The 20,926-nt window shown below is 62.5% G+C and carries 17 protein-coding genes; 12 read left to right on the forward strand and 5 right to left on the reverse strand.

Annotated elements, in window-relative coordinates; translation table 11 throughout:
- Positions 1 to 571 precede the first annotated feature (571 nt).
- Entirely contained in the window at positions 572 to 2,575 is a 2,004-nt protein-coding gene (locus tag H163_RS23520; RefSeq protein ID WP_019962791.1) for a HAMP domain-containing methyl-accepting chemotaxis protein, read from the reverse strand.
- A 121-nt stretch (positions 2,576 to 2,696) separates the two neighbouring features.
- Between H163_RS23520 and mobA the strand changes: the two genes are divergently transcribed.
- The 6 genes from mobA (at position 2,697) to H163_RS0101650 (ending at position 8,441) form a co-directional block, all read left to right on the forward strand.
- Positions 2,697 to 3,323 (forward strand): molybdenum cofactor guanylyltransferase MobA, encoded by a 627-nt coding sequence (gene mobA, locus H163_RS23880; RefSeq protein ID WP_026355337.1) that lies wholly within the window; start codon positions 2,697 to 2,699, stop codon positions 3,321 to 3,323.
- Positions 3,324 to 3,438: 115 nt separating this feature from the next.
- Entirely contained in the window at positions 3,439 to 4,701 is a 1,263-nt protein-coding gene (locus tag H163_RS0101630) for a molybdopterin molybdotransferase MoeA (protein WP_019962793.1), read from the forward strand.
- 261 nt (positions 4,702 to 4,962) lie between these two features.
- Positions 4,963 to 5,739 carry an ABC transporter substrate-binding protein gene (locus H163_RS0101635; protein ID WP_019962794.1) on the forward strand — a complete coding sequence of 259 codons (777 nt, stop codon included), beginning with the start codon at positions 4,963 to 4,965 and terminating at the stop codon, positions 5,737 to 5,739.
- A 194-nt stretch (positions 5,740 to 5,933) separates the two neighbouring features.
- Positions 5,934 to 6,647: an ABC transporter permease gene (locus tag H163_RS0101640; RefSeq protein ID WP_019962795.1), complete on the forward strand. Its 714-nt coding sequence runs from the start codon at positions 5,934 to 5,936 to the stop codon at positions 6,645 to 6,647.
- Positions 6,644 to 7,477: an ABC transporter permease gene (locus H163_RS0101645; protein WP_019962796.1), complete on the forward strand. Its 834-nt coding sequence runs from the start codon at positions 6,644 to 6,646 to the stop codon at positions 7,475 to 7,477. The genes H163_RS0101640 and H163_RS0101645 overlap by 4 nt, the downstream gene beginning before the upstream one ends.
- Before the next feature lie 82 nt (positions 7,478 to 7,559).
- Entirely contained in the window at positions 7,560 to 8,441 is an 882-nt protein-coding gene (locus H163_RS0101650; RefSeq protein ID WP_019962797.1) for an NAD(P)-dependent oxidoreductase, read from the forward strand.
- Positions 8,442 to 8,486: 45 nt separating this feature from the next.
- On the opposite strand, the gene H163_RS0101655 is transcribed toward H163_RS0101650, so the two are convergent.
- Positions 8,487 to 8,876, reverse strand: coding sequence for a hypothetical protein (locus H163_RS0101655; protein WP_019962798.1), 390 nt, complete (start codon positions 8,874 to 8,876; stop codon positions 8,487 to 8,489).
- A 196-nt stretch (positions 8,877 to 9,072) separates the two neighbouring features.
- Between H163_RS0101655 and H163_RS0101660 the strand changes: the two genes are divergently transcribed.
- Positions 9,073 to 11,154 carry a S9 family peptidase gene (locus H163_RS0101660; protein ID WP_019962799.1) on the forward strand — a complete coding sequence of 694 codons (2,082 nt, stop codon included), beginning with the start codon at positions 9,073 to 9,075 and terminating at the stop codon, positions 11,152 to 11,154.
- 74 nt (positions 11,155 to 11,228) lie between these two features.
- Here H163_RS0101660 and H163_RS0101665 read toward each other — a convergent pair whose 3' ends face one another.
- Positions 11,229 to 12,929, reverse strand: coding sequence for a methyl-accepting chemotaxis protein (locus H163_RS0101665; RefSeq protein ID WP_019962800.1), 1,701 nt, complete (start codon positions 12,927 to 12,929; stop codon positions 11,229 to 11,231).
- A 95-nt stretch (positions 12,930 to 13,024) separates the two neighbouring features.
- Positions 13,025 to 13,486: a cache domain-containing protein gene (locus H163_RS0101670; RefSeq protein WP_019962801.1), complete on the reverse strand. Its 462-nt coding sequence runs from the start codon at positions 13,484 to 13,486 to the stop codon at positions 13,025 to 13,027.
- A gap of 389 nt (positions 13,487 to 13,875) precedes the next feature.
- On the opposite strand from H163_RS0101670, the gene H163_RS0101675 reads away from it, so the two are divergent.
- The 5 genes from H163_RS0101675 (at position 13,876) to H163_RS0101695 (ending at position 19,157) form a co-directional block, all read left to right on the forward strand.
- On the forward strand, positions 13,876 to 14,931 hold the full coding sequence (locus H163_RS0101675) for a helix-turn-helix domain-containing protein (RefSeq protein WP_040677947.1): 1,056 nt from the start codon (positions 13,876 to 13,878) through the stop codon (positions 14,929 to 14,931).
- Positions 14,932 to 15,022: 91 nt separating this feature from the next.
- Positions 15,023 to 16,093, forward strand: coding sequence for an efflux RND transporter periplasmic adaptor subunit (locus tag H163_RS21950; RefSeq protein WP_160118252.1), 1,071 nt, complete (start codon positions 15,023 to 15,025; stop codon positions 16,091 to 16,093).
- Entirely contained in the window at positions 16,090 to 16,803 is a 714-nt protein-coding gene (locus H163_RS0101685; protein ID WP_019962804.1) for an ABC transporter ATP-binding protein, read from the forward strand. The genes H163_RS21950 and H163_RS0101685 overlap by 4 nt, the downstream gene beginning before the upstream one ends.
- Positions 16,803 to 17,945, forward strand: a complete 1,143-nt coding sequence (locus H163_RS0101690) for an ABC transporter permease (protein ID WP_019962805.1) — start codon at positions 16,803 to 16,805, stop codon at positions 17,943 to 17,945. The genes H163_RS0101685 and H163_RS0101690 overlap by 1 nt, the downstream gene beginning before the upstream one ends.
- Before the next feature lie 3 nt (positions 17,946 to 17,948).
- On the forward strand, positions 17,949 to 19,157 hold the full coding sequence (locus H163_RS0101695) for an ABC transporter permease (protein ID WP_019962806.1): 1,209 nt from the start codon (positions 17,949 to 17,951) through the stop codon (positions 19,155 to 19,157).
- 68 nt (positions 19,158 to 19,225) lie between these two features.
- Here H163_RS0101695 and H163_RS0101700 read toward each other — a convergent pair whose 3' ends face one another.
- Positions 19,226 to 20,926: a methyl-accepting chemotaxis protein gene (locus tag H163_RS0101700; protein ID WP_019962807.1), complete on the reverse strand. Its 1,701-nt coding sequence runs from the start codon at positions 20,924 to 20,926 to the stop codon at positions 19,226 to 19,228.

The raw sequence follows: 20,926 nt of genomic DNA on the forward strand, positions 1-20,926 counted from the left end.
TCGCCGCCCCCGGCGCCAAATCAACTCTTCCGTCATATGTCTACAAAAAACTGGCGGAAAACTTGACCTTTCCGATCACCCGCCATAGACAGCAGCAGAAATGACGTGCGCAGCTCGGATTTATTGCAATTTTTCCTTTGGCGACGAAAAGTTATCCTAGGTTACCGAAAGCTAGCTTCACATGGTCCGCCAGAGAAAACCTGACTTAGAGTTACTGTTAATTTTAACTATTGTAAACTTTTGCGATAATCACCAAAAGTTGCAAGCCTGACATCTGGAACAGCGGTACGGCAAGCACCTGCGGCAAAAAAACCTGACCGCTAGGCATCGCCTCGCCCTCCCTACGGGAGCCGCACGCAGCCGGACCCGCAGCAAACAGCAAAAAGCCGGACATTGCTGCCCGGCCCTGTGCTGCGTCTGATATCAGCGCTTGATAGATGTCACGTTTTACGCAGGGCTCAGGCCCCTGCGGCGTCCAGGCCTATCAGGCGATGATGCGTCAGCATCATAAGCCCGTGCGGCGCTTGAGCATTTTCAAGGCATGATGCGTCAGCAATTGAAAGCCTTGGTATTACGCGGCGCGCACCTGCGCGATGAAGCGGGCGACCTCGACCTTGAGGGTTTCTGCGTCCCTGGCAAGTCCGCCTGCGGAACCCAGAACTTCTGAAGCTGCAGCCCCCGTCTCTTCGGCAGCGCGGCTGACGCCGGTGATGTTGGAGGAGACTTCCACCGTACCGGCCGACGCCTGCTGCACGTTGCGGGCAATTTCAAGCGCGGCGGCATTCTGCTCCTCCACCGCAGCTGCGATGGTTGCAGCGATGCCGTTCAATCGCGCAATCGTATCCCCGACGTTCTGAATCGCATCAACAGAGGCGTTCGTCGCTGCCTGGATCTCCGCAATCTGTCCAGAGATTTCCTGCGTGGCCCGGGACGTCTGCTCGGCAAGAGCCTTCACTTCCGTTGCCACAACCGCGAACCCCTTGCCAGCCTCACCGGCGCGCGCTGCCTCAATGGTCGCGTTCAGGGCCAGCAGGTTCGTCTGGCCTGCAATGTCCGAAATCATGCTCAGCACATCGCCGATTTTCTGCGAGGCCGAGGACAGGAAGGCAATGCGTTCGCTGGCGGTCTGGGTGTCCCCGACAGCCCGGTGCGACATGCTCGAGGATTCCTCCGCCTGGCGGCCGATCTCGCGCACGGAGGCTGCCAATTGCTCGGTGGCAGCTGCAACTGTCTGCACATTGACCGCCGCCTCTTCCGATGCTGCGGAAACGGCCGTAGACTGATGTGACGTCTGTTCGGCCGAGGCACTTAGCGTGTTCGCCGCAGCCTGCATTTCCCGCGATGCGGAAGACACGGTATCAACAATCCCTCCGACAGCACGTTCGAAGCTGTCAGCCAGTTCATTCATCAACCTGCGGCGCTCTACTTCCTGCTGTTCCTTGACAGCGGCCTGCTCACGCTCAAGCTGCTCTTTCTCGATGCCATTGGCCTGGAAGACCTGCACTGCGGCAGCCATCTTGCCGATTTCGTCGGAACGGCCCGCTCCGAAAACCCTCATGGTCAGGTCGCCCGCCGCAATGGCCCGCATGCATTCAGTGATCGCGTTGATGGCGCGGGAAATGGATGTGCCCAGGAACACCGCGATGGCTGCCATCACCAGAGTGAAGAGGCTCGCCAGCATCAGCGTCGTCGAACTCGTGTTTTCAATGCCGGCTTCTGCCACCGGGCCCATTTCGTTCTGCGCATCGATCAACTTGTCGACAGCCGCCTGATATCCGGACATGATCAGCGGCCCAAGCACGTCGAGCTTGTTCTTGCGAATGTCAGCGGCTTTGGAAATAGCGATTTCCAGATAGGACGCCTCGCTGATCACCTCTTCCATCTGCGCGGGCAGCGGTGCCACAAGCCGGTTCAGCTCGGGCGACTTCTGGGCAAACTGCAGCCGCTGAAGCAGGGACGTGGCCTCATCGTAATAATTCATGGCCTCGTTCAGGTCGTCCGCATTTCCGCCGCTCGCGTAACGCTCGACATAAATACGCGCCAGCAGAAACTCCTGCATGGCAGGAGCCACCGTTTCCAGAGCGGGATAATTCTGCTCCTCAATGGCCTTCTGCATCACGCCTGCCATACTCTGCCGGAAGGCATCGCCCCCTTCTTTCACCTGGGTAAGGCTGAGGGCAACTTCCTCATTCACCGCGCGCAGCTCGTCAAAGGCAGCTTGATAGGCGTCAACCTGCTGGATCAGTTCCCGCAGCTCGTCCAGCAGAGGAGATCCGGCGAAAACCTCCTCGATCTGCGTTGCGCCTGCGCTGATCTTTCCGATCAGGTCATTCGCCTGGGCCGCGCTGTCCGCAGTTTCCTCCAGCTGATACCGCAAGACGGCAAGCCGGGCTTCCATCAGCGCGGCCTGCGCCTCATAACCAGTCAGGCTCTGCCTCGCGGTTTCACGGAATTGGCTGAAATAGGTGGCAGCAGTCTGCAAACCACTGTAGCCGATGTACGATACGACAAGCAGGGCGGCAACAGATGCGCCAAATCCGCCAAAAAGCTTCGCACGAACGGTCGAGATAAACATGACAGCTCCTGTTCTGGATCGCGCAACAATACGTCGCGAAATCTCTAGGTGAAGTTAACAAGCCTGTTCAACAATGCGCTGCAAAACGGCCAGCTCCAACATGTGAAAGTCAGACACCACGATGATCATGGGCTTTATTATTGCAGGAGGTGCTGGGTCCAGGATGAAATCCGGACACAAGCCGTCAGTTCCACTTAGGGAACTTCCGCTGATTTCGCATGTGGCAGCAAGGCTTCAGAAGCAAGTCGAGACTGTCATAATTATCAGTAATGAGCCCGGCAATTTGCCTGAAACGCTGCACCTGCCAGCCGTCTGCGATTTTCAGCCAGGGCGCGGCGGGCCGCTGGTCGGTATTATTACCGCTATGCTTTACGCAAGGGCAAACCAGCCGGAAAGCAGTCGTCTGGTCAGTGTGCCTTGTGATGGCCCCTTCTTTCCTGAAGCTCTGGTCAAGCGGCTGACCGCAGCCAGCGGCGCGGACACTCCGGCCATAGCCGTGTCTGAAGGCCGCAGGCATCCGCTGTTCGCCTGCTGGCCCGTTTCGCTGCTGCCGCAGTTGCAGGACTGGGTGGCTGCCGGCAACGCCCGCGTGGGCCAGTTCCTGAGCGAATGCGGCGCTGCCGAGGTGGATTTTCCGCTCGATGAGGATGGCACCGATCCCTTCTTCAACATCAACACGCCGGAGGATCTTGCCGAAGCACAGCGGATCCTCGCGGCCCGGCAGAGTTCAGGCCTGAAATCCCCCTGACCACTTGACGCACGCCCCCGATGCAGCTTGCGCACAGACACAAAGCAGGGAATGTTCGGGGCAGCCGCACACGGGCGGCACTGGGACAGCGGCACGGGGACAGCGGGAAAAGCGGATGCGGGGTGAGGATTGTTTTGGCGCGGATGACAAGCGGCTGCTCCATGACGAGGCGCTGGATCTGCTTGGGCGCCTGCCTCTGCCCTCGCCCGGCCACGAAACCGTCAGCCTTGGCAAAGGGCGTGGCCGCATTCTGGCAGCGCCCGTCACGGCCCCGCGCAACGTGCCGCAGCACGACACCTCCGCCGTGGATGGCTACGCCTTCCGCTATCAGGACTTCGACCCCTGCGGCGGCTTCTTCCGGCTGGAAACGCGCATTCCTGCAGGCCACCCCGCCGCACAATCCCTGACGCCTTGGGCAGCTGCCCGCATCTTCACCGGCGGCGTGATGCCGGAAGGTGCCGACACAGTGGCCATGCAGGAAGACTGCCGCCTTGAGACCGGCGGCGGCCAGAGTGTTGTTATCGTTCCTGCAGGCCTGCCCAAGGGCGCCAACCGCCGGCTGGCGGGAGAGGATCTGGCGGCAGGCACGCAGATCCTTGCCCAAGGCCACCGGCTGCGGGCCCAGGATCTTGCCGCCATCGCCTCAACCGGCACAGCAGAGGTCCCTGTGTTCACCCGGATCCGCGCCGGTGTGATCTCGACAGGCGATGAGCTCGTCCGCCCCGGCAACGCCCTTGGCGCGGGCGGGCTCTATGATGCCAACCATTTTCTGCTGACATCGCTGCTCGAAAGCTGCCCGGCAGACATCACCGATCTTGGCATCTGCCCGGACCGGCGCGATGCCCTGCAGCTTGCCCTGTCTGAAGGGGCGGAGCACTGCGATGTCATTCTCACCAGCGGCGGAGCCAGCCACGGCGAGGAAGATCACCTTCTGGCCGTCTTGGAGCGCATCGGTGAGGCACAGGTGTTCGACCTTGCCATCAAGCCGGGCCGCAGGCTGATCACGGGCCGGACCGGAGACTGCCTGATCATCGGCCTGCCCGGCAATCCCGTGGCGGCGATGGTCTCCTTCCTGCTCTATGCCCGCCCCCTGCTGCTGCGCCGCGCCGGAATGACGGCCGCCCCAGTCCAGGGCTTTCAGGTGCAGGCCGGCTTCGACCTGCCGAAGCGCAAGACCGGGCGGCGGGAGTTCAGCCGCGGGCGTCTGGTCACACACCCCGATGGCTCCGTGCATGCAGAGCTTTATCCCCGTTCCGGCTCCGGACTGATCTCAAGCCTCCGGGAGGCGGACGGCCTCATCGAAATTCCGGAGGAAACGGCGGCCATCCACAGGGGGGACCCGGTCCGCTTTCTTCCTTTCAGCGGCTTTTGGGCCTGAGATCCCGCAAACCGACCAAGCAGGACGCTGCGTCATCCGGCAGATACCGGCAAAAATGCCAATGCACATCTTCTGTGCCAGCATGTTTTTTCATCTGGGCGAGCCGTATTCGCCGGGATATGTTCATACAATGGGCGCTGCGGTGCGCTGCTTTCTCAAGTGCTGCAGACCGCGCCCGGATGAATGAAGCAACAAGCAACCTGAGTCACAGCAGCCGCCACCGGCCTGCTGCCGCGACACAAGGCGCGAGGGGTAAGTTACATGGGTATCAAGACGATTGCCGCCGCTGCAATCCTGTCCGTTGCCGCATTCGGCGCAGCCGAAGCCAAGGACTGGAGCAAGATCCGCATGGGCACGGAAGGCGCCTATCCTCCGTTCAACGTTCTGGGCTCCGATGGCCAGCTGACGGGCTTTGACATCGACATTGCCAAGGCGCTCTGCGACGAAATGAAGGTCGAGTGTGAATTCATCACCTCCGACTGGAACGGCATCATCCCGGCGCTGCAGGCCGGCAAGTTCGACACCATCATTGCCTCCATGTCGATCACCGAAGAGCGCAAGCAGCAGGTCGACTTCACCAACAAGTACTACAACACCCCCCCGGCCATTGCCGTGCCGAAGGACAGCCCGCTGACGGAAGCCACCGATGCGGCCCTCGCCGGCAAGGCCATCGGCGCGCAGAGCTCCACCACCCATTCCAACTATGCCGAAGTGAAGCTCCCCTCCACAGACCTCAAGCTCTACCCGACCTCCGACGAGTACAAGCTTGACCTCGTCAACGGCCGCATCGATGGCGTGATTGACGACGTTGTCGTGCTCTCGGAATGGGTCAAGAGCGAAGATGGCGCCTGCTGCAAGATCCTTGGCACTCTGAAGCCAGATCCGGTGATCAACGGCGAAGGCGCCGGCATCGCCATCCGCAAGGAAGACCAGGACCTCAAGGAAAAGCTGAACGCGGCCATTGCCGCCATCCGCGCGAACGGAAAGTACAAGGAAATCAACGACAAGTACTTCGAGTTCGACGTTTACGGCGATTGATGGGGAATGGGCGGGCAGGCTACATCCTGCCCGCCCCGCTTCCGACAAGTGGCCGGAACGCCGGATGCAGGTACTGGCCGGAAAGCGCAGGCAGGATTGCCCGGCGCTCCCGGTCCGTCCCCTGACAGCATGGCATGTCCGGCAAAGCCAGGATCAGGGGCGGGCGCCCCTGACGCGCAGGGTCCGGGCAGCTGATGGACAAATATCTGGAACTTCTTGCATACGGCCCCACGGGATGGGGCGATGAGCTTCTCGGCGGCCTGTTCATCACGGTCAGCCTTGCACTGGCCACCCTGCCCTTCGGACTGTTGCTGGGGTTTGTCATTGCCCTTGGCAAGAAGTCGCCCGAGCCGTCCCTGCAGCTTGCCAGCACGATCTACACCACGATTTTCCGTGGCCTGCCGGAGCTGCTGACGCTGTTCCTCGTCTATTTCGGCTTCCAGATTGCCATCAAGACGCTCTCCGAGCGTATGGGCTATGGCATCACCATCGAGGTTAACAGCTTCCTTGCCGGCATGATTGCGCTGGCGCTGGTGTTCTCGGCCTATTCCAGCGAAGTGTTCCACTCTGCCTTCCTTGGCATCCCGCAGGGCCAGTATGAAGGTGGCAAGGCACTTGGCCTCAGCCGCTTCCAGACCTTCCGTCTCGTGGTCATGCCGCAGTTGATCCGCCTCGCCCTGCCGGGACTGACCAATCTCTGGCTGATCCTTCTGAAGGAAACATCCCTCGTGTCGGCTGTCGGTCTTGTCGATGTCATGCGCCAGACCGGCATTGCCGCCCGCAACACCAAGGAAGCCTTCTTCTTCTACAGTCTCGCCTGCCTCATCTATCTGACACTGGCGATCCTGTCCTCCCTGGTCCTGCGCCGCACCGAAGGCTGGGCCAAGCGCGCGGAGATGGCCCGATGAGCCCGGCCGCCGCCCCCGCCATCAGCCGTCCGCCCGCCGCTGCCCGCCGCCCCTGGACGGCTGCGCGCATTACCGGTCATGTGCTCATGGCCTTCTGGATCGTCAGTGGCATAGGCCTTGCCATTTACCTCGGCCAGAACCTCTTCAGCACCTTCGCCAGCCAGTATCTGCCCAAGTACGTCACCGGCGCGGTGGTAACGCTGAAGCTGACCATCTACTCCTTCCTCATCGGTGCGGCTCTCTCCGTGCCGCTGGCGCTGGCCTGCTCGGCGCAAAACACCGCCATCAGGTCACTCGGCAATGCCTATGTCTATTTCTTCCGGGGCACCCCCATGCTGGCGCAGGTATTCCTCGTTTACTACGGCCTCGGTTCCTTCCGCAGCGCCCTGGACACAGTTGGCCTGTGGTGGTTCTTCCGTGATGCCTGGAATTGCGTGCTCCTGACCTTCGCGCTCAACACCGCCGCCTATCAGGCGGAGATCCTGCGCGGCGCCGTCCAGTCCATGCCGAAAGGCCAGTGGGAGGGTGCCTTCTCGCTCGGGCTTTCGCGCGGTGTCACCTTCTTCAAGGTCATCCTGCCGCAGGCGCTAATCGTGGCCCTGCGTCCCTATGGCAACGAGATCATCCTGCTGCTCAAGGGCTCGGCCATCTCCTCCATCGTCACCATCTACGACATCATGGGCGAGGCAAACCGGGCGTTTTCGCGCAGTTTCGACTTTCAGGCCTATATCTGGGCGGCGGTTGCCTATCTCATCGCGGTGGAACTCATCCGCCGCGCCTGGGACCTGATGGAGCGGCGCCTGACGCGCCATATGCGTCACGGCAAGTAGCGTCATCGGGCCGATTATCCGTTGCACCCGGCGCGCGGCTGTGCGAGCAAAACGCAACAGTCCGCTTACCGGGAGTTCTGACATGGCGAAAGTTGCATTCATTGGTCTGGGCGTCATGGGCTATCCCATGGCCGGTTACCTTGCCTCACGCGGCGGCCACGAGGTCACCGTCTTCAATCGCACGGCAGCCAAGGCGGACAAGTGGGTGGCAGAACACGGCGGCAAGTCTGCCGCAACCCCGCGTGACGCCGCAGAAGGCTGCGACTTCGTTCTCGCCTGCGTCGGCAATGACGACGACCTGCGCGCCGTTACCACCGGGCCGGACGGCGCCTTCCACGGCATGAAAAAGGGCGCCATCTTCATCGACCACACCACCGCCTCCGCAGAAGTGGCGCGCGAACTCCATGCTGCCGCCAAGGCCACCGGCTGCGGCTTCGTCGATGCCCCTGTTTCCGGCGGCCAGGCAGGCGCTGAAAAGGGCATTCTCACCGTCATGTGCGGCGGCGGGGAGGCAGACTTCAACGCCGCCAAGCCCGTCATCGAGTGCTTTGCCAAGTTCGTGGGCCTGATGGGCGCACCGGGTGCCGGCCAGCTCACCAAGATGGTCAACCAGATCTGCATCGCCGGTCTGGTACAGGGCCTTGCCGAAGCCATCCATTTTGCCAAGCAGGCAGACCTCGACGTTCCCGCCGTCATCGCCGCCATCAGGGGCGGTGCGGCCCAGTCCTGGCAGATGGAAAACCGCTGGGAGACCATGCTGAACGGCAAGTTCGATTTCGGCTTTGCCGTGGACTGGATGCGGAAGGATCTCGGTATCGTGCTCGACACCGCCCGCCAGACCGGCGCCCGCCTGCCGGTCACCGCGCTGGTGGACCAGTTCTACGGCGAAGTGCAGGACATGGGCGGCAACCGCTGGGACACCTCCAGCCTCATCGCCCGGCTGGAGAAAACCGGCAAGGCCTGAGACTTTTTCAAATACCCGCTTCACTCCACTCTGGGGCCGCTGCCTTCACCCCGCCGGCCCCAGAACCAGACGCACGCCTTGAAGCGCTGCGGCCAGCACCAGAAACAGCCCGCAGAGCCGCGCCGAGTACCAGGCCTTTTCCAGAAGCTCATCGCGCATCGCCGTGGCAATGAGCGGCAGGGCAACCGCCTTGGCCGGGCGGTCTTCGGGGGCCAGCAGCATCCACACTTCCGTATCCTCGACCCGCCGCCGGTGATGATAGGTCAGGCCATACCACGCCATGATCAGCCCTGTGATGCCGCAGCCCAGCGCACCGAAGGTGAAGCAGTAGGGTGGATGCGAGGCCGTGCCCATCATCACCATCAGGATGGCGAGGCCGCAAAAGCCCCAGGCCCGCGTCACGGAAATACGGGCAAGCTTGGTAATGCGCTCCATCAGCCCCGTCCCCCTTTTGAACCAGATCCTGATGCTGCCAGATACGCCATGCCTTGCAAGCCGGTTCACGCGGCACGCCTTCTGAAATCACTGTGAACGTGCCAGCGAAGATGCTGCGGCCATTTCATCCATGCGGTAGTGTCGGAATCAGGTTCATACCCTTGCTACCTTTCCTGAAAAGCCCTACCTCCCCGCCATGACACAGACACTTCCCCCCCGCGCCGAAGCGCGCTCCCTCACCCTTGAAGCTCACGGCATCACCCGCCAGGACGAATTCGCCTGGCTGAGGGCCGAAAACTGGCAGGACGTGATGCGTGATCCGTCCGTGCTGGCGCCGGATATCCGCGCCTATCTGGAGGCGGAAAACGCCTATCTGGAAACGGTCATGGCGCCCACGAAAGAGCTTCAGGACAAGCTCTTTGCCGAGATGAAAGCCCGGATCAAGGAAGACGACAGTTCCGTGCCGATGCCGGACGGCCCGTTCGAATATGGCGTGGGCTACGTCACCGGCGGCCAGCATCCGCGCCTTGTGCGCACGCCTCTTGGCGGCGGCGCGCAGGAGGTCCTCGTCGATGGCGACAAGGAAGCCGAAGGCAAGGCCTATTTCCGCATGGCCGGTGCCATGCACTCGCCCGCCCACGACCGGCTGGCCTGGGCCTTTGACGACAAGGGCTCGGAGTTCTTCACCCTGCTCATCCGCGATCTGGCCACCGGCAAGGACCTGCCCACCCGGATCGAGGACACCGCTGGCGGCGGCGTCTTCTCCGCATGCGGGCGTTATCTGTTCTACGTGCGCCTTGACGCGAACCACCGCCCGTCCAAGCTCTTCCGCCACGAGATCGGCACCGATCCGGCCACGGACGTGCTGGTTTTCGAGGAAGAGGACGCAGGCTTTTTCATGGGCGTCGGCAAGACCCAGTCGGACAGCCATATCCTGATCGACATCCACGATCACGAGACCTCGGAAGTCCACGTCATTCCGGCAGACCAGCCGCTCGCCGCCCCGCGCCTGATCGCGGCGCGCGAAACCGGCATCGAATATTCGGTCGAAGAAAACGGCGGCACCTTCTATATCCTCACCAATGCGGATGATGCCGAGGACTTCAAGATCGTCACCGCTCCGGTGGAGACGCCTGGCCGGGAGAACTGGCGCGACTTCATCGCCCATGAGGCTGGCCGGCTGATCCTGTCGCACACGCTCTACAAGGACTTCATGGTGCGGCTGGAGCGGGCCGAGGGCCTGCCGCGCATCATCATCCACCGGCTGGCGGATCACCTCGAACACCCGATTGCCTTTGCCGAGGAAGCCTATTCGCTGGGCCTTGCCGATGGCTACGAGTTCGATACGAACATCATCCGCTTCACCTACTCGTCGATGACCACGCCCGCGCGGGTCTATGACTACGACGTGGAAACGCGCCAGCGCACCCTGCGCAAGGAGCAGGAAGTGCCCTCCGGCCACAATCCGGACGACTACATCACCCGCCGCCTTATGGCTCCTGCCCCGGACGGTGAACTGGTGCCCGTGTCGATCCTCTACCGCAAGGACACGCCGCTGGACGGCTCCGCGCCCTGCCTGCTCTATGGCTACGGCTCCTACGGCATCTCCATCCCGGCCAGCTTCAGCACCACCAGCCTGTCGCTGGTGGACCGGGGCTTCGTCTATGCCATCGCCCACATCCGCGGCGGCAAAGACAAGGGCTACGCCTGGTACAAGAAGGGCCGCCGCGAGTTCAAGACCAGCACCTTCACCGACTTCATCGCCGCAGCGGTGCATCTGGTGAAGGAGGGCTTCACCGCCCATGACCGCATCGTCGCGCAGGGCGGTTCTGCCGGTGGCATGCTGATGGGGGCGGTCGCCAACATGGCGCCGGAGAAATTCGGCGGCATCATCGCCGAAGTGCCCTTTGTCGATGTGCTGAACACCATGCTCGACGACACCCTGCCCCTCACCCCGCCGGAATGGCCGGAGTGGGGCAACCCGGTTGCCTCGCGCGAGGCCTATGACCTGATCGCCTCCTACTCGCCCTATGACAACGTGGCGGCGAAGGACTATCCGGCCATTCTCGCCGTCGGCGGCCTGACGGACCCGCGCGTCACCTATTGGGAACCGGCCAAGTGGGTTGCGCGCCTGCGCGAGCGCAAGACCGGTGACAGCCTGCTGATGCTGAAGACCAACATGGACGCCGGCCACGGCGGCGCCTCCGGCCGCTTCGACCGCCTCAAGGAAGTCGCCCTCGTCCAGGCCTTCGCCCTGATGCTGACCGGCAGGGCCTGAGAAAACAAGACATGTCAAAGGCCGCGGATGATCTCCGCGGCCTTTGCCGTTTCAAGACGCTGAATGCAAGCCGCTCAGGCAGCGCGGATCTGGTTCAGGAAGGCATCTACCTGTGTCTGCAGGCTTTCCGAATGCTGCGACAGTTCGCCCGCCACGCGCAAAACGTCAGTGGCCGCAACGCCGGTCTGGGAAGCAGCCTTCGCAACACCCGTAATGGTATGCCCGACCTCCGTCGTGCCCTGTGCGGCCCGCTGGGTGCTAATGGCGATTTCCCGCGTTGCCGCGCCCTGTTCGGAAACAGCCGAAGCAATGGTGTCGGAGATCACCTTGACCCTTGTAATCGTGGACGCAATCGAACTGATGGCATTGACCGCATCACCAGTCACCGACTGCATTCCGGCAATCTGGGCGCCGATTTCTTCCGTCGCACGCGCCGTCTGAGTGGCAAGGTTCTTCACCTCGGAAGCGACAACGGCAAAGCCCCTGCCCGCTTCCCCCGCACGGGCGGCCTCGATGGTGGCATTCAGGGCCAGCAGATTGGTCTGTTCTGCGATTCCGCGAATGAGTTCAATGACCTCACCGATCTTGCTGCCTGCATCGGCCAGTCCGCGCACTGTCTCGTTGGTACGGATTGCTTCCGAGTTGGCCTGGTTCGATATCTGCGCCGCTTCGCTCACCTGACGGGTAATCTCGAAAATCGACGCCGACATTTCCTCAGCTGCGGAAGCAGCCGTCTGCACGCTGCCGGAAGCCATTTCGGCCGAGTTCGCCACTTCGCTCGCTTGATTGGTGGTCTGTTCCGCAACAGCCGAGAGTGATTGTGCGGTAGACTGCATTCGCTGCGAGGAAACTGCGATATTGGAAATGATCCCCATCAGGCGATGCTCGAAATCGGCAGCAAGAGCCTCCTGAGCCCGGCGCTTTTCCTCTCCGGCCTGACGCTCGCGCTCAAACCTCTCGGCCTGCATGCGCTCCACTTCCAGCATGTTGCCGCGAAAGACCCCCAGCGCCTCGACCATCTGGCCAATCTCGTCTCTCCGGTCCATGCGCTCAATGGCAATATCCGTTCGCCCGCCTGCCAGTTCTGCCATCGAGCGGATGATCCTGACAATCGGGCCAGAGATCATTCGGGAGATGATCCAGTTCAACAGGAGACCAGCCACAGTCACGCAGGCGACCGTAATCAGAAACAGTTGCAGGGCCTGATTGGCTCCTGCCAGAGTCGATTGGGTAGCCTGATGCCGGATGGCGCCAATGTCGTCACTCAACGTATTGAGAGCCTGCAGAAGCTCTGCATGCCTGCCGATGGCATCATTCATCATGATACTGGCTGCGGCGACATCAAGTGAAGCCATGTCCGCTGCGGAAATCGCAGCCTTGACGTAATCTGCGATGGCACCAACGAAAACATCGCGCGCCTGGTTGACCTGAGCATTCCCAACGGCCGAAAAATCAAGTTGCTGCAAGGCCGGCTCAAGCGTCTTGAAGACTGCTGCCGTCTCCTCGTTCGCCTTCTGGATCCGCATCATGTCGGATTCGTTCACGGCAACCGTCATCAGCGCATAAAGCTGCAACTGCGCCTGAGCAAGCCTGTCCTTCGCCTCACTGACATCCGAGAGAGCCTTGATCTGTACCTCATTGAGATTCTGGATCGCGCTGCGCTGCTGATCAATGGCATTGAAGGAGATAAGCGAAACGATACCCAGGCCGATCAGAAGAATGACCGGGGTGACAAACATTTTTTTCGACAGCGTGAGATTCTTGAACCAGTTCATGATGTGCCTTGCCGGTTGGGACAAAAAGCCGGTGCCATCTTCTCATGCACCGGCTTCCTGTCCTATTCGCATGCCAGGTTTAACCCGGCCGGTTCTCACTTGTAGATGCCGACCGCACACACGAGATCGTCAGCGAATTTCTCGACATAAGAGCTTTTCGGCTCAATCTTCTTGGTAGAAGGATTGGACCACTGATAGTCGGCCCAGCCGCTGCCCTTCATGCCGGCATTGATGATGTCCATGGTGAACAGCTTGCCGTCCGCATCTTTCAGGCCCGCCAGGTTCTGGCCGACAAGCTTCGCATTCACACCATGCGTGCGCATCACACCAGTGGCATCAAGGCAGAAGACGTAAAGATCGCGGTCATGCCACTCACCGCCCGGCGTTGCAAAATCCTTGAACGCCTGCTCCATGCCGGCGGAGTCGAAATGCGCCTTGGCCTTCGTCAACAGTGCCTGTGCCTCCTCTGGAGTGCCGCGTTCAGCAGCATGAGCCGCAAACGGAGTTACCGAAAGGCCTGCGAACACGGCGAGTGCCATCAGACGGCGATAGTTCATTGCGATCTCCCAATACTGTTCTTCCCGGCATCCAGTTATGATGCTTCCCTGGCCAGCATCTCATGAAACGAGTTTATTTTTTCTTTAGCCCACATGAAAATACCAAATATACTAATTGTCATTTTTAACAATGAAACTAGAACAACGTAATTCAATCAAGAAACAATTCGGCAAAAAGGAAATTATAATTTCCCAATAAATTCAAACCCCCGCCTAACCCACCCCCGTCCACAAATAAAACTTACCGGCAGTTATACGAGCCAATTGAGCCATCAAGAAAGCGGACCGCTGTAGCAAGGAGACAGCTGACCTCAAACGTGTTTCAGGTCGAATTTATCGGCTGAGGCGGGCATAGTGCGGGTTCAACCTGCACCCGCGTGATCTCCTCCATGCTCTTCATCCCCTTCCCCTTTGCCGCAGCCATGGTGCTGCTGATGCTCTTCGCCGGGTCGCTGCGCCGGTCCGCAGGGGAAGGCCGGAACCGGCCCTTTCTGGCCCTGATCCTGCTCGCGGCCGTGCAATCCATCCTGATTGGCCTGCGCTGGGGCTATGGCCTCACCGCCATCATGCATGTCCTGCCCGTCACCGCCGCGCTGGTGCCGCCACTGGCCTATTGCGGCGTCGCCCGGCTGGTGCGCCAGAGCACGCTTCCCCTCTTCCAGCGCCTTGTCCTGCACAGCACTCCGGCGGTGCTTGTGGCGCTGATGCTCGCCGTCCTGCCCATGGCCATCGATGTCACGCTGGTGACCATCTTTCTCGGCTATGCGGCCGCTATCCTGCGGCTCATGCGCCAGGGCACGGATGCCCTGCGGCTTGTCGCCTTCGAGGATGCCGCCCGCGCCCACAAGGCTATACTCTTTGCCGCTGCCGGACTGATCCTGTCCGCGCTGGTAGATATCTACCTTGCCCTGGATTTCGTCTGGCTTGATGGCCGGCATGCGCTTGGCGTCATCACCGGCGGCAACATCGGCGTGCTGATCGTTCTCGCCATCGCAGCTTCCGCCGCCAGCCGCACGCCTGGTGAGTCCCCCGCTGCAGACAGAGGCCTTCCGGATGAAACCCCGGCTCCCGAAGCGGCAGAACCCGCCGCAGACACCGCCGCTGCCGACCGTGAGGTGATGGCAAACATCGAAGCGCTGATGCAGGCCCGCACGCTTTACCGGGACGCCAATCTCACTCTGGACAGGCTGGCCCGGCGTGCGGGCATCCCGGCCCGGCAGATCTCCGGCGCAATCAACCGCACCACCGGCAAGAACGTCTCACAATATGTCAACGAGTTCCGCATCGCGGAGGCCTGCCACCTGCTCCAAAGCACGGACAAGCCGGTGACCGCCATCATGTTCGAGGCCGGGTTTCAGACCAAATCCAACTTCAACCGCGAGTTCCGCCGCGTAACCGGCCTGAGCCCGGTGGAGTGGCGCCAGCAGAAGTCCGGCGCGGCCTGAAACTCTCCTTTCAGGTCCTCGATCGCGATCTGCACCCTCCCTGATCGTGTTCAAGGTCGAGCCGATGGCTTGGCGCCGCCAGTCTGGGTCCATGACAACCCTGACAGACCAGAACCGCCAGCTCGCCGGGACGCTGCGGTCTCTCTCCCTCCCCGATCCCGTGACAACAAGAGATGAGACGCAGCCCGCGCCCCGTCCCGCCTTCAGATGGCTTCTGCTGATTGGCCTTGGCAGCGCCGCCCTCGCCCTGACGGCAGCCGTGCTTGTTGGCACGGCACCAGAGACCGCCGGAACATCTGTTCCCTTGCAGCAGGTACCCCCGCCACCGCCTGCTCCCCCACCTGCCCCGCTGGCAGCACGGGAGATAACCGGCTCGGGCCATGTCACCGCGCTTCAGTCTGTCCCCGTCTTCGCCCGTTATGAAGGGCGGATCGAAAACGTCAATGTCACGCTGGGGTCTGAAGTTCAGGAAGGCGCTGTGCTGGCCGTGCTCAAGGAGCCGGCCGCCAGCCTTGCGCTGGATCAGGCCAGGGCCAGGCTGCGCACGGCGGAAATAACCCTCACCTCCCGCCAGATCACCCTTGCGCAGGCCAGCGCAGACCTTCGCCGCGCCGAAGCTCTGGCCGCACGCGGCAGCCTGTCCCAAAGCGCGCTGGAAACAGCCGGCACAGCCGCAAGGACTGCCGCCAATGCCGTCGAGCTGGCGGAAGCGGGCATCACAGAAGCCCGGGTTGCTGCTGCCATCGCCGCCGAACGGGTCGCATCCCTCACCATCCTTGCGCCCTTTGCCGGAACCATCACGCAACTCAACGCACGCCCCGGCGCCATGGTCCTCGATCGCGCCGACGGCATCCGTGAAGCGGATAGCCTGCTTACCCTCACCCGCATGGACAGCCTCGTCATCGAGGCGGATGTGGCCGAGCGCAGCATCGCCGGTCTCGTGCCCGGCCTTCTGGCTGAGGCGGAGCTTGACGCTGCCCCCGGCGCGCCGTTCCCCGTGCGCCTGTCACTGACTGCGCCCGAGGCGAATCCGGCCAAAGGCACCTTCAGCCTGCGTTTCACCCCGCTCGAGTCGCCAATCACCCTGCGCCCCGGCATGGCCGCGCGCATCCGCATCAGCCTTCCCTCCACCACACAGACAGCAGGAGCGACACCCCGATGACACAGCCAGCACCACAGGATGAGACGGCTTTCATCACTCTCACGGGCCTTGAAAAGTCCTACCGTTCCGGCAGCAGCACGCTGCCGGTGTTCTCCGGGCTCAACCTCACCTTTCCGAAGGGGGATTTTGCCGCGATCATGGGCCCCTCCGGCTCCGGCAAGTCCACCTTGCTCAACCTTCTGGCTGGCATAGATCATCCCGACCGGGGCGAAATCCGCATTGGCCGGGCCCGGCTGGACCAGATGGGCGAAGCCGCCCGCACCAGCTGGCGGGCGCATCATCTCGGCATCGTCTTCCAGTTCTACAATCTGCTGCCCATGCTCACAGTGGCGGAGAATGTGGAGCTGCCGCTTCTGTTGAAGCCACTCTCTGCCCGCCAGCGGCGTGAGCTGGTGATGAGGGTGCTGGAGCTCGTGGGCCTGTCCGGCCACGCCCGCCACCGGCCCTCCCAGCTTTCGGGCGGCCAGCAGCAGCGTACCGGCATTGCCCGCGCCATCGTCTCCGATCCGGGGCTGATCCTCTGCGACGAACCCACCGGCGACCTCGACCGCAAATCCGCCGATGACGTTCTGGCCATGCTGCGCGTGCTGAATGCGGAACTGGGCAAGACCATCGTCATGGTCACCCATGATCCTCTGGCCGCTGCCAGCGCAAGGCGGACCCTGCATCTCGACAAGGGCAGCTTCCTTGAAGAGCGGAGGGCCGCGTGATGACCTGGCTCCGCCTTGCCCGCAAGAACGCCGCCCGCAAGCCGCTGCGCCTTGCCCTGCTCGTCTTCAGCGTGGCCATCGCCTTCCTGATCCACGGCCTCACCGCCAGCTTTCTGGCTGGCTCGCAGGGCAGTTCGGCGGCGAGTGACGACCTCCTCGGCGTCATGTCCGCCGCCGGCCCCGCCCAGCCGCTGCCGCTCTCCTACCTGCCACGGCTGGAGGCAGAACCCGGCGTTGCGGCCGTCTCCCATGTGGCCCGCCTGCGCGGCTTTCTGGACCGGGAAACGAATGTCATCGCGGTCGCGGCAGTAGATCCCACCCGTGCCGCCGCCGTCAACGGACCGGAGCTGGGGCTGACGCCTGCCCTCACCGCCAGCCTCAGCGAGAGCCGCGGCAACCTTCTGGCGGGCCGCGCTCTGGCGCAGGCGCAAGGCTGGGCCGTGGGGGACAGCGTTGCCGTCACCGCCTTCGCCATGGCGCAGAAGGATGGCAGCCGGATCTGGCGCTTCCGGATCGCGGGAATCTTCGACGGCGCATCGGCCAGCACGGACACCTATTTTGCGATTGCCCAGTACGATTACATCAATGCCCTGCGCGCCGGCGGCACCGATACCGCCGATGTCTTCGCCATCCGCCCCAGACCGGATACCAGCGCCAGCGCGCTGGCCGCCGCGATTGACGCGCAATTCGCCAACTCGCCTGCGCCAACCCGAACCCAGTCGGAAAAGCAGTTTCTGGAAGCCTTCCTGCGCCAGTTCGCCGATGTGAAGCTGATCACCAGCCTCGTCACCTCCGCAGCCTTCATCACCCTCTTGATGATCATCACCAACACCATGGTCTTTGCCGTGCGCGAGCGCCGGTTCGAGACCGGCGTGCTGAAGGCTCTCGGGGTTTCGCCTTCGCGTATCGCCCTGCTGATCCTTGGCGAGACAGGCTTCATCTTTGCCCTTGGCGGCGCCATTGGCCTCGGCCTCACCGGCCTTTCTGCCTTGTTCGGCCCACCCGTTCTGGGGCTGGCGCTCACCGGTACCGTCATCGGCGAAGCGCTTCTGCTCATGGCAGGCCTTGCCCTTCTCACCGGCCTTCTTCCCGCCTGGAGCGCCATGCACATCCCAGTCATTGCCGCCTTCCGCACGAGGTAACCCATGTCAGCCACAGCCTCCCTCATCCGCCAGACCCGCGTCCTCTTGCAGACAAGCCTCCTCAGCCTGCCGCGCCGGGCAGCGCTCGCCCTCTCCATGGTGCTCTCAGCCGCGCTTGCCGTCAGCGTTCTTGCCGGATTTCTCGCCATGGCCGCCGGTTTCGAGAAAACGCTCAAGGGCACCGGCTCACCGCTGACCGCCGTGGTTCTCGGCGGCACGCAGGCGCAGGAAACCGGCTCCAGCATCTCCGCCGGTGCTATCCGCACGCTGCTTGCATCGCGGGATGATTTCGGCATCAGCAGGACGCCATCCAGCACACCGCTTGTCTCGCGCGAACTGGTCATGCCTGCCAGCCTGACGCGGCCGGACGGCCAGGAAGCCACCCTTGCCCTGCGCGGCATGGATGTTGAAGGCCTTCCAGCCCGGCCGGATGTGAGGCTGACCGCAGGCCGGATGTTCTCGCCCGGCGCGCGGGAGCTGGTGGCAGGCGAAAGTCTCGCCCGCAGCATGTCCGGTATCGCGCCGGGCAGCAAGATCAGGCTGTCCGGTATGGAATGGACCGTCACCGGACTGTTCAGCGCAGGCGGCAGCGCCTTTGAATCGGAACTCTGGACCAGCCTTGAAGCCATGCAGGCCGCCTTCAACCGCCCGGGAGATGTCCAAAGCCTGCGGCTTCTGCTGAAGGAGCCGGGCGGCCTCGCACCCTTGCAGGAAAAGCTCTCCTCTCTGCCCGGACCAGCACTCACGGCCCTCACCGAAGCACAGCTCTATTCCGGCCAGTCGGCCCGCACGGCAGATCTCATCCGCCTGTTCGGCTGGCCTGTTGCCGGGCTGATGGCGCTGGGGGCGGCGGCAGGCGTCCTCAACACCATGTTCAGCGCCGTCTCGAGCCGCTCCGGCGAAATCGCCACGCTGCGGGCCCTCGGTTTTGCCCGTCTGCCCGCCTTTCTTGCAGTCTGGATCGAGGCCATCTGCCTTGCAGGTCTGGGCACCGCCATCGGCATCTACGGCTCATGGCTTGCCTTCAACGGCTGGCAGGCCAGCACGTCTGCCGCCGGGAACACCCGCCTTGCCTTTGAACTTTCCGTCGATAGCCACGTGATGCTCACCTGCGGCCTCCTCGGCCTCGCCCTCGGCCTTGCAGGCGGCGCCCTCCCCGCCCTGACCGCAGCCCGCCTGCCCCTCCACAAGGCGCTGCGGCAGATCAACTGACCGCGAAACAAAAAGGCCGGACAGTCCATAAGACTGCCCGGCCCCGCAATTTGTGTCACCAGCCCAGATCAGGCTGCCCGCACCTGATGCAGGAAGGCTTCGACCTGGTGGCGCAGATTGGCCGCATGCTGGGACAGATCCACCGCCACATCCAGCACTTCCTTGGCAGCTGTGCCGGTCTGCGAGGCCGCATCGGCCACCTCGCCGATGGTGTTGCCAACCTCGGCCGTGCCCGCAGCCGCATGCTGGGTACTCATGGCAATCTCGCGCGTGGCAACGCCCTGCTCGGAGACAGCCGTCGAGATCGTGTCCGAAATGGCCTTCACCTTGGCAATGGTCGCGCCGATCGCCGAAATGGCCGACACGGCACTGCCCGTCGCCGTCTGCATGCCGGCAATCTGCGCGCCGATTTCTTCCGTGGCGCGGGCGGTCTGGCTGGCGAGGTTCTTCACCTCGGACGCCACGACGGCAAAGCCCTTGCCAGCCTCCCCGGCACGCGCAGCCTCGATGGTTGCGTTCAGCGCCAGCAGGTTGGTCTGCTCTGCAATGCCGCTGATCAGTTCGATGACCTCGCCAATCTTGCTGCCGGCATCGGCAAGTCCGCGCACCGTTTCATTGGTACGTGCAGCTTCTGCATCCGCCTGATTGGTGATCTGCGTGGCTTCAGCCACCTGACGGTTGATTTCCCCGATGGAGGCAGACATTTCCTCCGCTGCCGAGGCTGCGGTCTGCACGTTGCTGGAGGCCATTTCAGCCGAATGAGCCACGGTGCTTGCCTGCCGCTGTGTGCGCTCGGCGACCTGAGAGAGGGACTGCGCGGTCGTCTGCATCCGCTGCGACGAGCTTGCCACAGTTTCCACGATGCCCATGAGACGGGCCTCGAACTCTCCGGCCAGCGCTTCCATGGCCGCCTTCTTTTCACGAGCTGCCTGCTCCTCAAGCACCACCTTCTCGGCCTGCATGCGGTCAACCTCGATCGTCTTCTGCCGGAAGACCTCAAGCGCACGGCCGATCTGACCGATTTCATCCCGGCGGTCGCCTGTCATCACATCGATCTTGGTATCTCCGTCGGCAAGGCGTGTCATGGCACCGATGATCTGCACCATCGGGCCGGAAATCATGCGCGAAATGATCCAGTTGACCAGCACGCCGGCAAGAACGACAACGCCGACGGTGATCAGAAACAACTGCATCGCACGGTCGGCACCAGCAAGACTGGATGCGGCTGCCCGGTCACGAATGGCGCCGACCATGGTGCTCAGATCATTCACATCACGCAGCAGCTGGCCATGCAGTTTGATCGCTTCGCCGGAAACGATGCTGGCCGCCGCCGCATCAATCTCGGCCATGTCGACAGCGCTCGTGGCTGAATCAATGTATTTTCTTGAAGTTGCGATGATGTCATCACGCTTGGCATTCACGGCGCTGTCGCCGATGGCGCTGAGATCCAGTGCTTCCAGCCGCGGCAGGAAGCCTTTCATCGCCGTCTGGGTTTCAGCCAGCAACACGCTGACACGATCGGCGTCAGACTCGGTCACCGCCGTCAGCAGCAGGGCGTAAAGCGCCATCTGAGCTTCCGACAGGATTTCCTTGGCCTGCCCCATGTCCGCAAGTGCAGAAATCTGCACCCGGTTCAGGCTGTCAATTGCGCTGCGCTGCGTGCCAATTGCCCGGTATGCGATGACCGAAACGACCGCAAGGCCGAGCATGAGAAGAATAGGCGTAATGAAGATCTTGGATGAGAGTTTCAGATTGGCAAACCAGCGCAT

It is taken from the genome of Pannonibacter phragmitetus DSM 14782 (genome assembly GCF_000382365.1).
Classification (GTDB): domain Bacteria; phylum Pseudomonadota; class Alphaproteobacteria; order Rhizobiales; family Stappiaceae; genus Pannonibacter; species Pannonibacter phragmitetus.

What these genes read in the sequence shown, in the direction of transcription:
- H163_RS23520 (WP_019962791.1), bottom strand. Translation starts at nt 2,575, where the DNA reads ATGTTTATCTCGACCGTTCGTGCGAAGCTTTTTGGCGGATTTGGCGCA.
- mobA (WP_026355337.1), top strand. Translation starts at nt 2,697, where the DNA reads ATGATCATGGGCTTTATTATTGCAGGAGGTGCTGGGTCCAGGATGAAA.
- H163_RS0101630 (WP_019962793.1), top strand. Translation starts at nt 3,439, where the DNA reads ATGCGGGGTGAGGATTGTTTTGGCGCGGATGACAAGCGGCTGCTCCAT.
- H163_RS0101635 (WP_019962794.1), top strand. Translation starts at nt 4,963, where the DNA reads ATGGGTATCAAGACGATTGCCGCCGCTGCAATCCTGTCCGTTGCCGCA.
- H163_RS0101640 (WP_019962795.1), top strand. Translation starts at nt 5,934, where the DNA reads ATGGACAAATATCTGGAACTTCTTGCATACGGCCCCACGGGATGGGGC.
- H163_RS0101645 (WP_019962796.1), top strand. Translation starts at nt 6,644, where the DNA reads ATGAGCCCGGCCGCCGCCCCCGCCATCAGCCGTCCGCCCGCCGCTGCC.
- H163_RS0101650 (WP_019962797.1), top strand. Translation starts at nt 7,560, where the DNA reads ATGGCGAAAGTTGCATTCATTGGTCTGGGCGTCATGGGCTATCCCATG.
- H163_RS0101655 (WP_019962798.1), bottom strand. Translation starts at nt 8,876, where the DNA reads ATGGAGCGCATTACCAAGCTTGCCCGTATTTCCGTGACGCGGGCCTGG.
- H163_RS0101660 (WP_019962799.1), top strand. Translation starts at nt 9,073, where the DNA reads ATGACACAGACACTTCCCCCCCGCGCCGAAGCGCGCTCCCTCACCCTT.
- H163_RS0101665 (WP_019962800.1), bottom strand. Translation starts at nt 12,929, where the DNA reads ATGAACTGGTTCAAGAATCTCACGCTGTCGAAAAAAATGTTTGTCACC.
- H163_RS0101670 (WP_019962801.1), bottom strand. Translation starts at nt 13,486, where the DNA reads ATGAACTATCGCCGTCTGATGGCACTCGCCGTGTTCGCAGGCCTTTCG.
- H163_RS0101675 (WP_040677947.1), top strand. Translation starts at nt 13,876, where the DNA reads ATGCTCTTCATCCCCTTCCCCTTTGCCGCAGCCATGGTGCTGCTGATG.
- H163_RS21950 (WP_160118252.1), top strand. Translation starts at nt 15,023, where the DNA reads ATGACAACCCTGACAGACCAGAACCGCCAGCTCGCCGGGACGCTGCGG.
- H163_RS0101685 (WP_019962804.1), top strand. Translation starts at nt 16,090, where the DNA reads ATGACACAGCCAGCACCACAGGATGAGACGGCTTTCATCACTCTCACG.
- H163_RS0101690 (WP_019962805.1), top strand. Translation starts at nt 16,803, where the DNA reads ATGACCTGGCTCCGCCTTGCCCGCAAGAACGCCGCCCGCAAGCCGCTG.
- H163_RS0101695 (WP_019962806.1), top strand. Translation starts at nt 17,949, where the DNA reads ATGTCAGCCACAGCCTCCCTCATCCGCCAGACCCGCGTCCTCTTGCAG.
- H163_RS0101700 (WP_019962807.1), bottom strand. Translation starts at nt 20,926, where the DNA reads ATGCGCTGGTTTGCCAATCTGAAACTCTCATCCAAGATCTTCATTACG.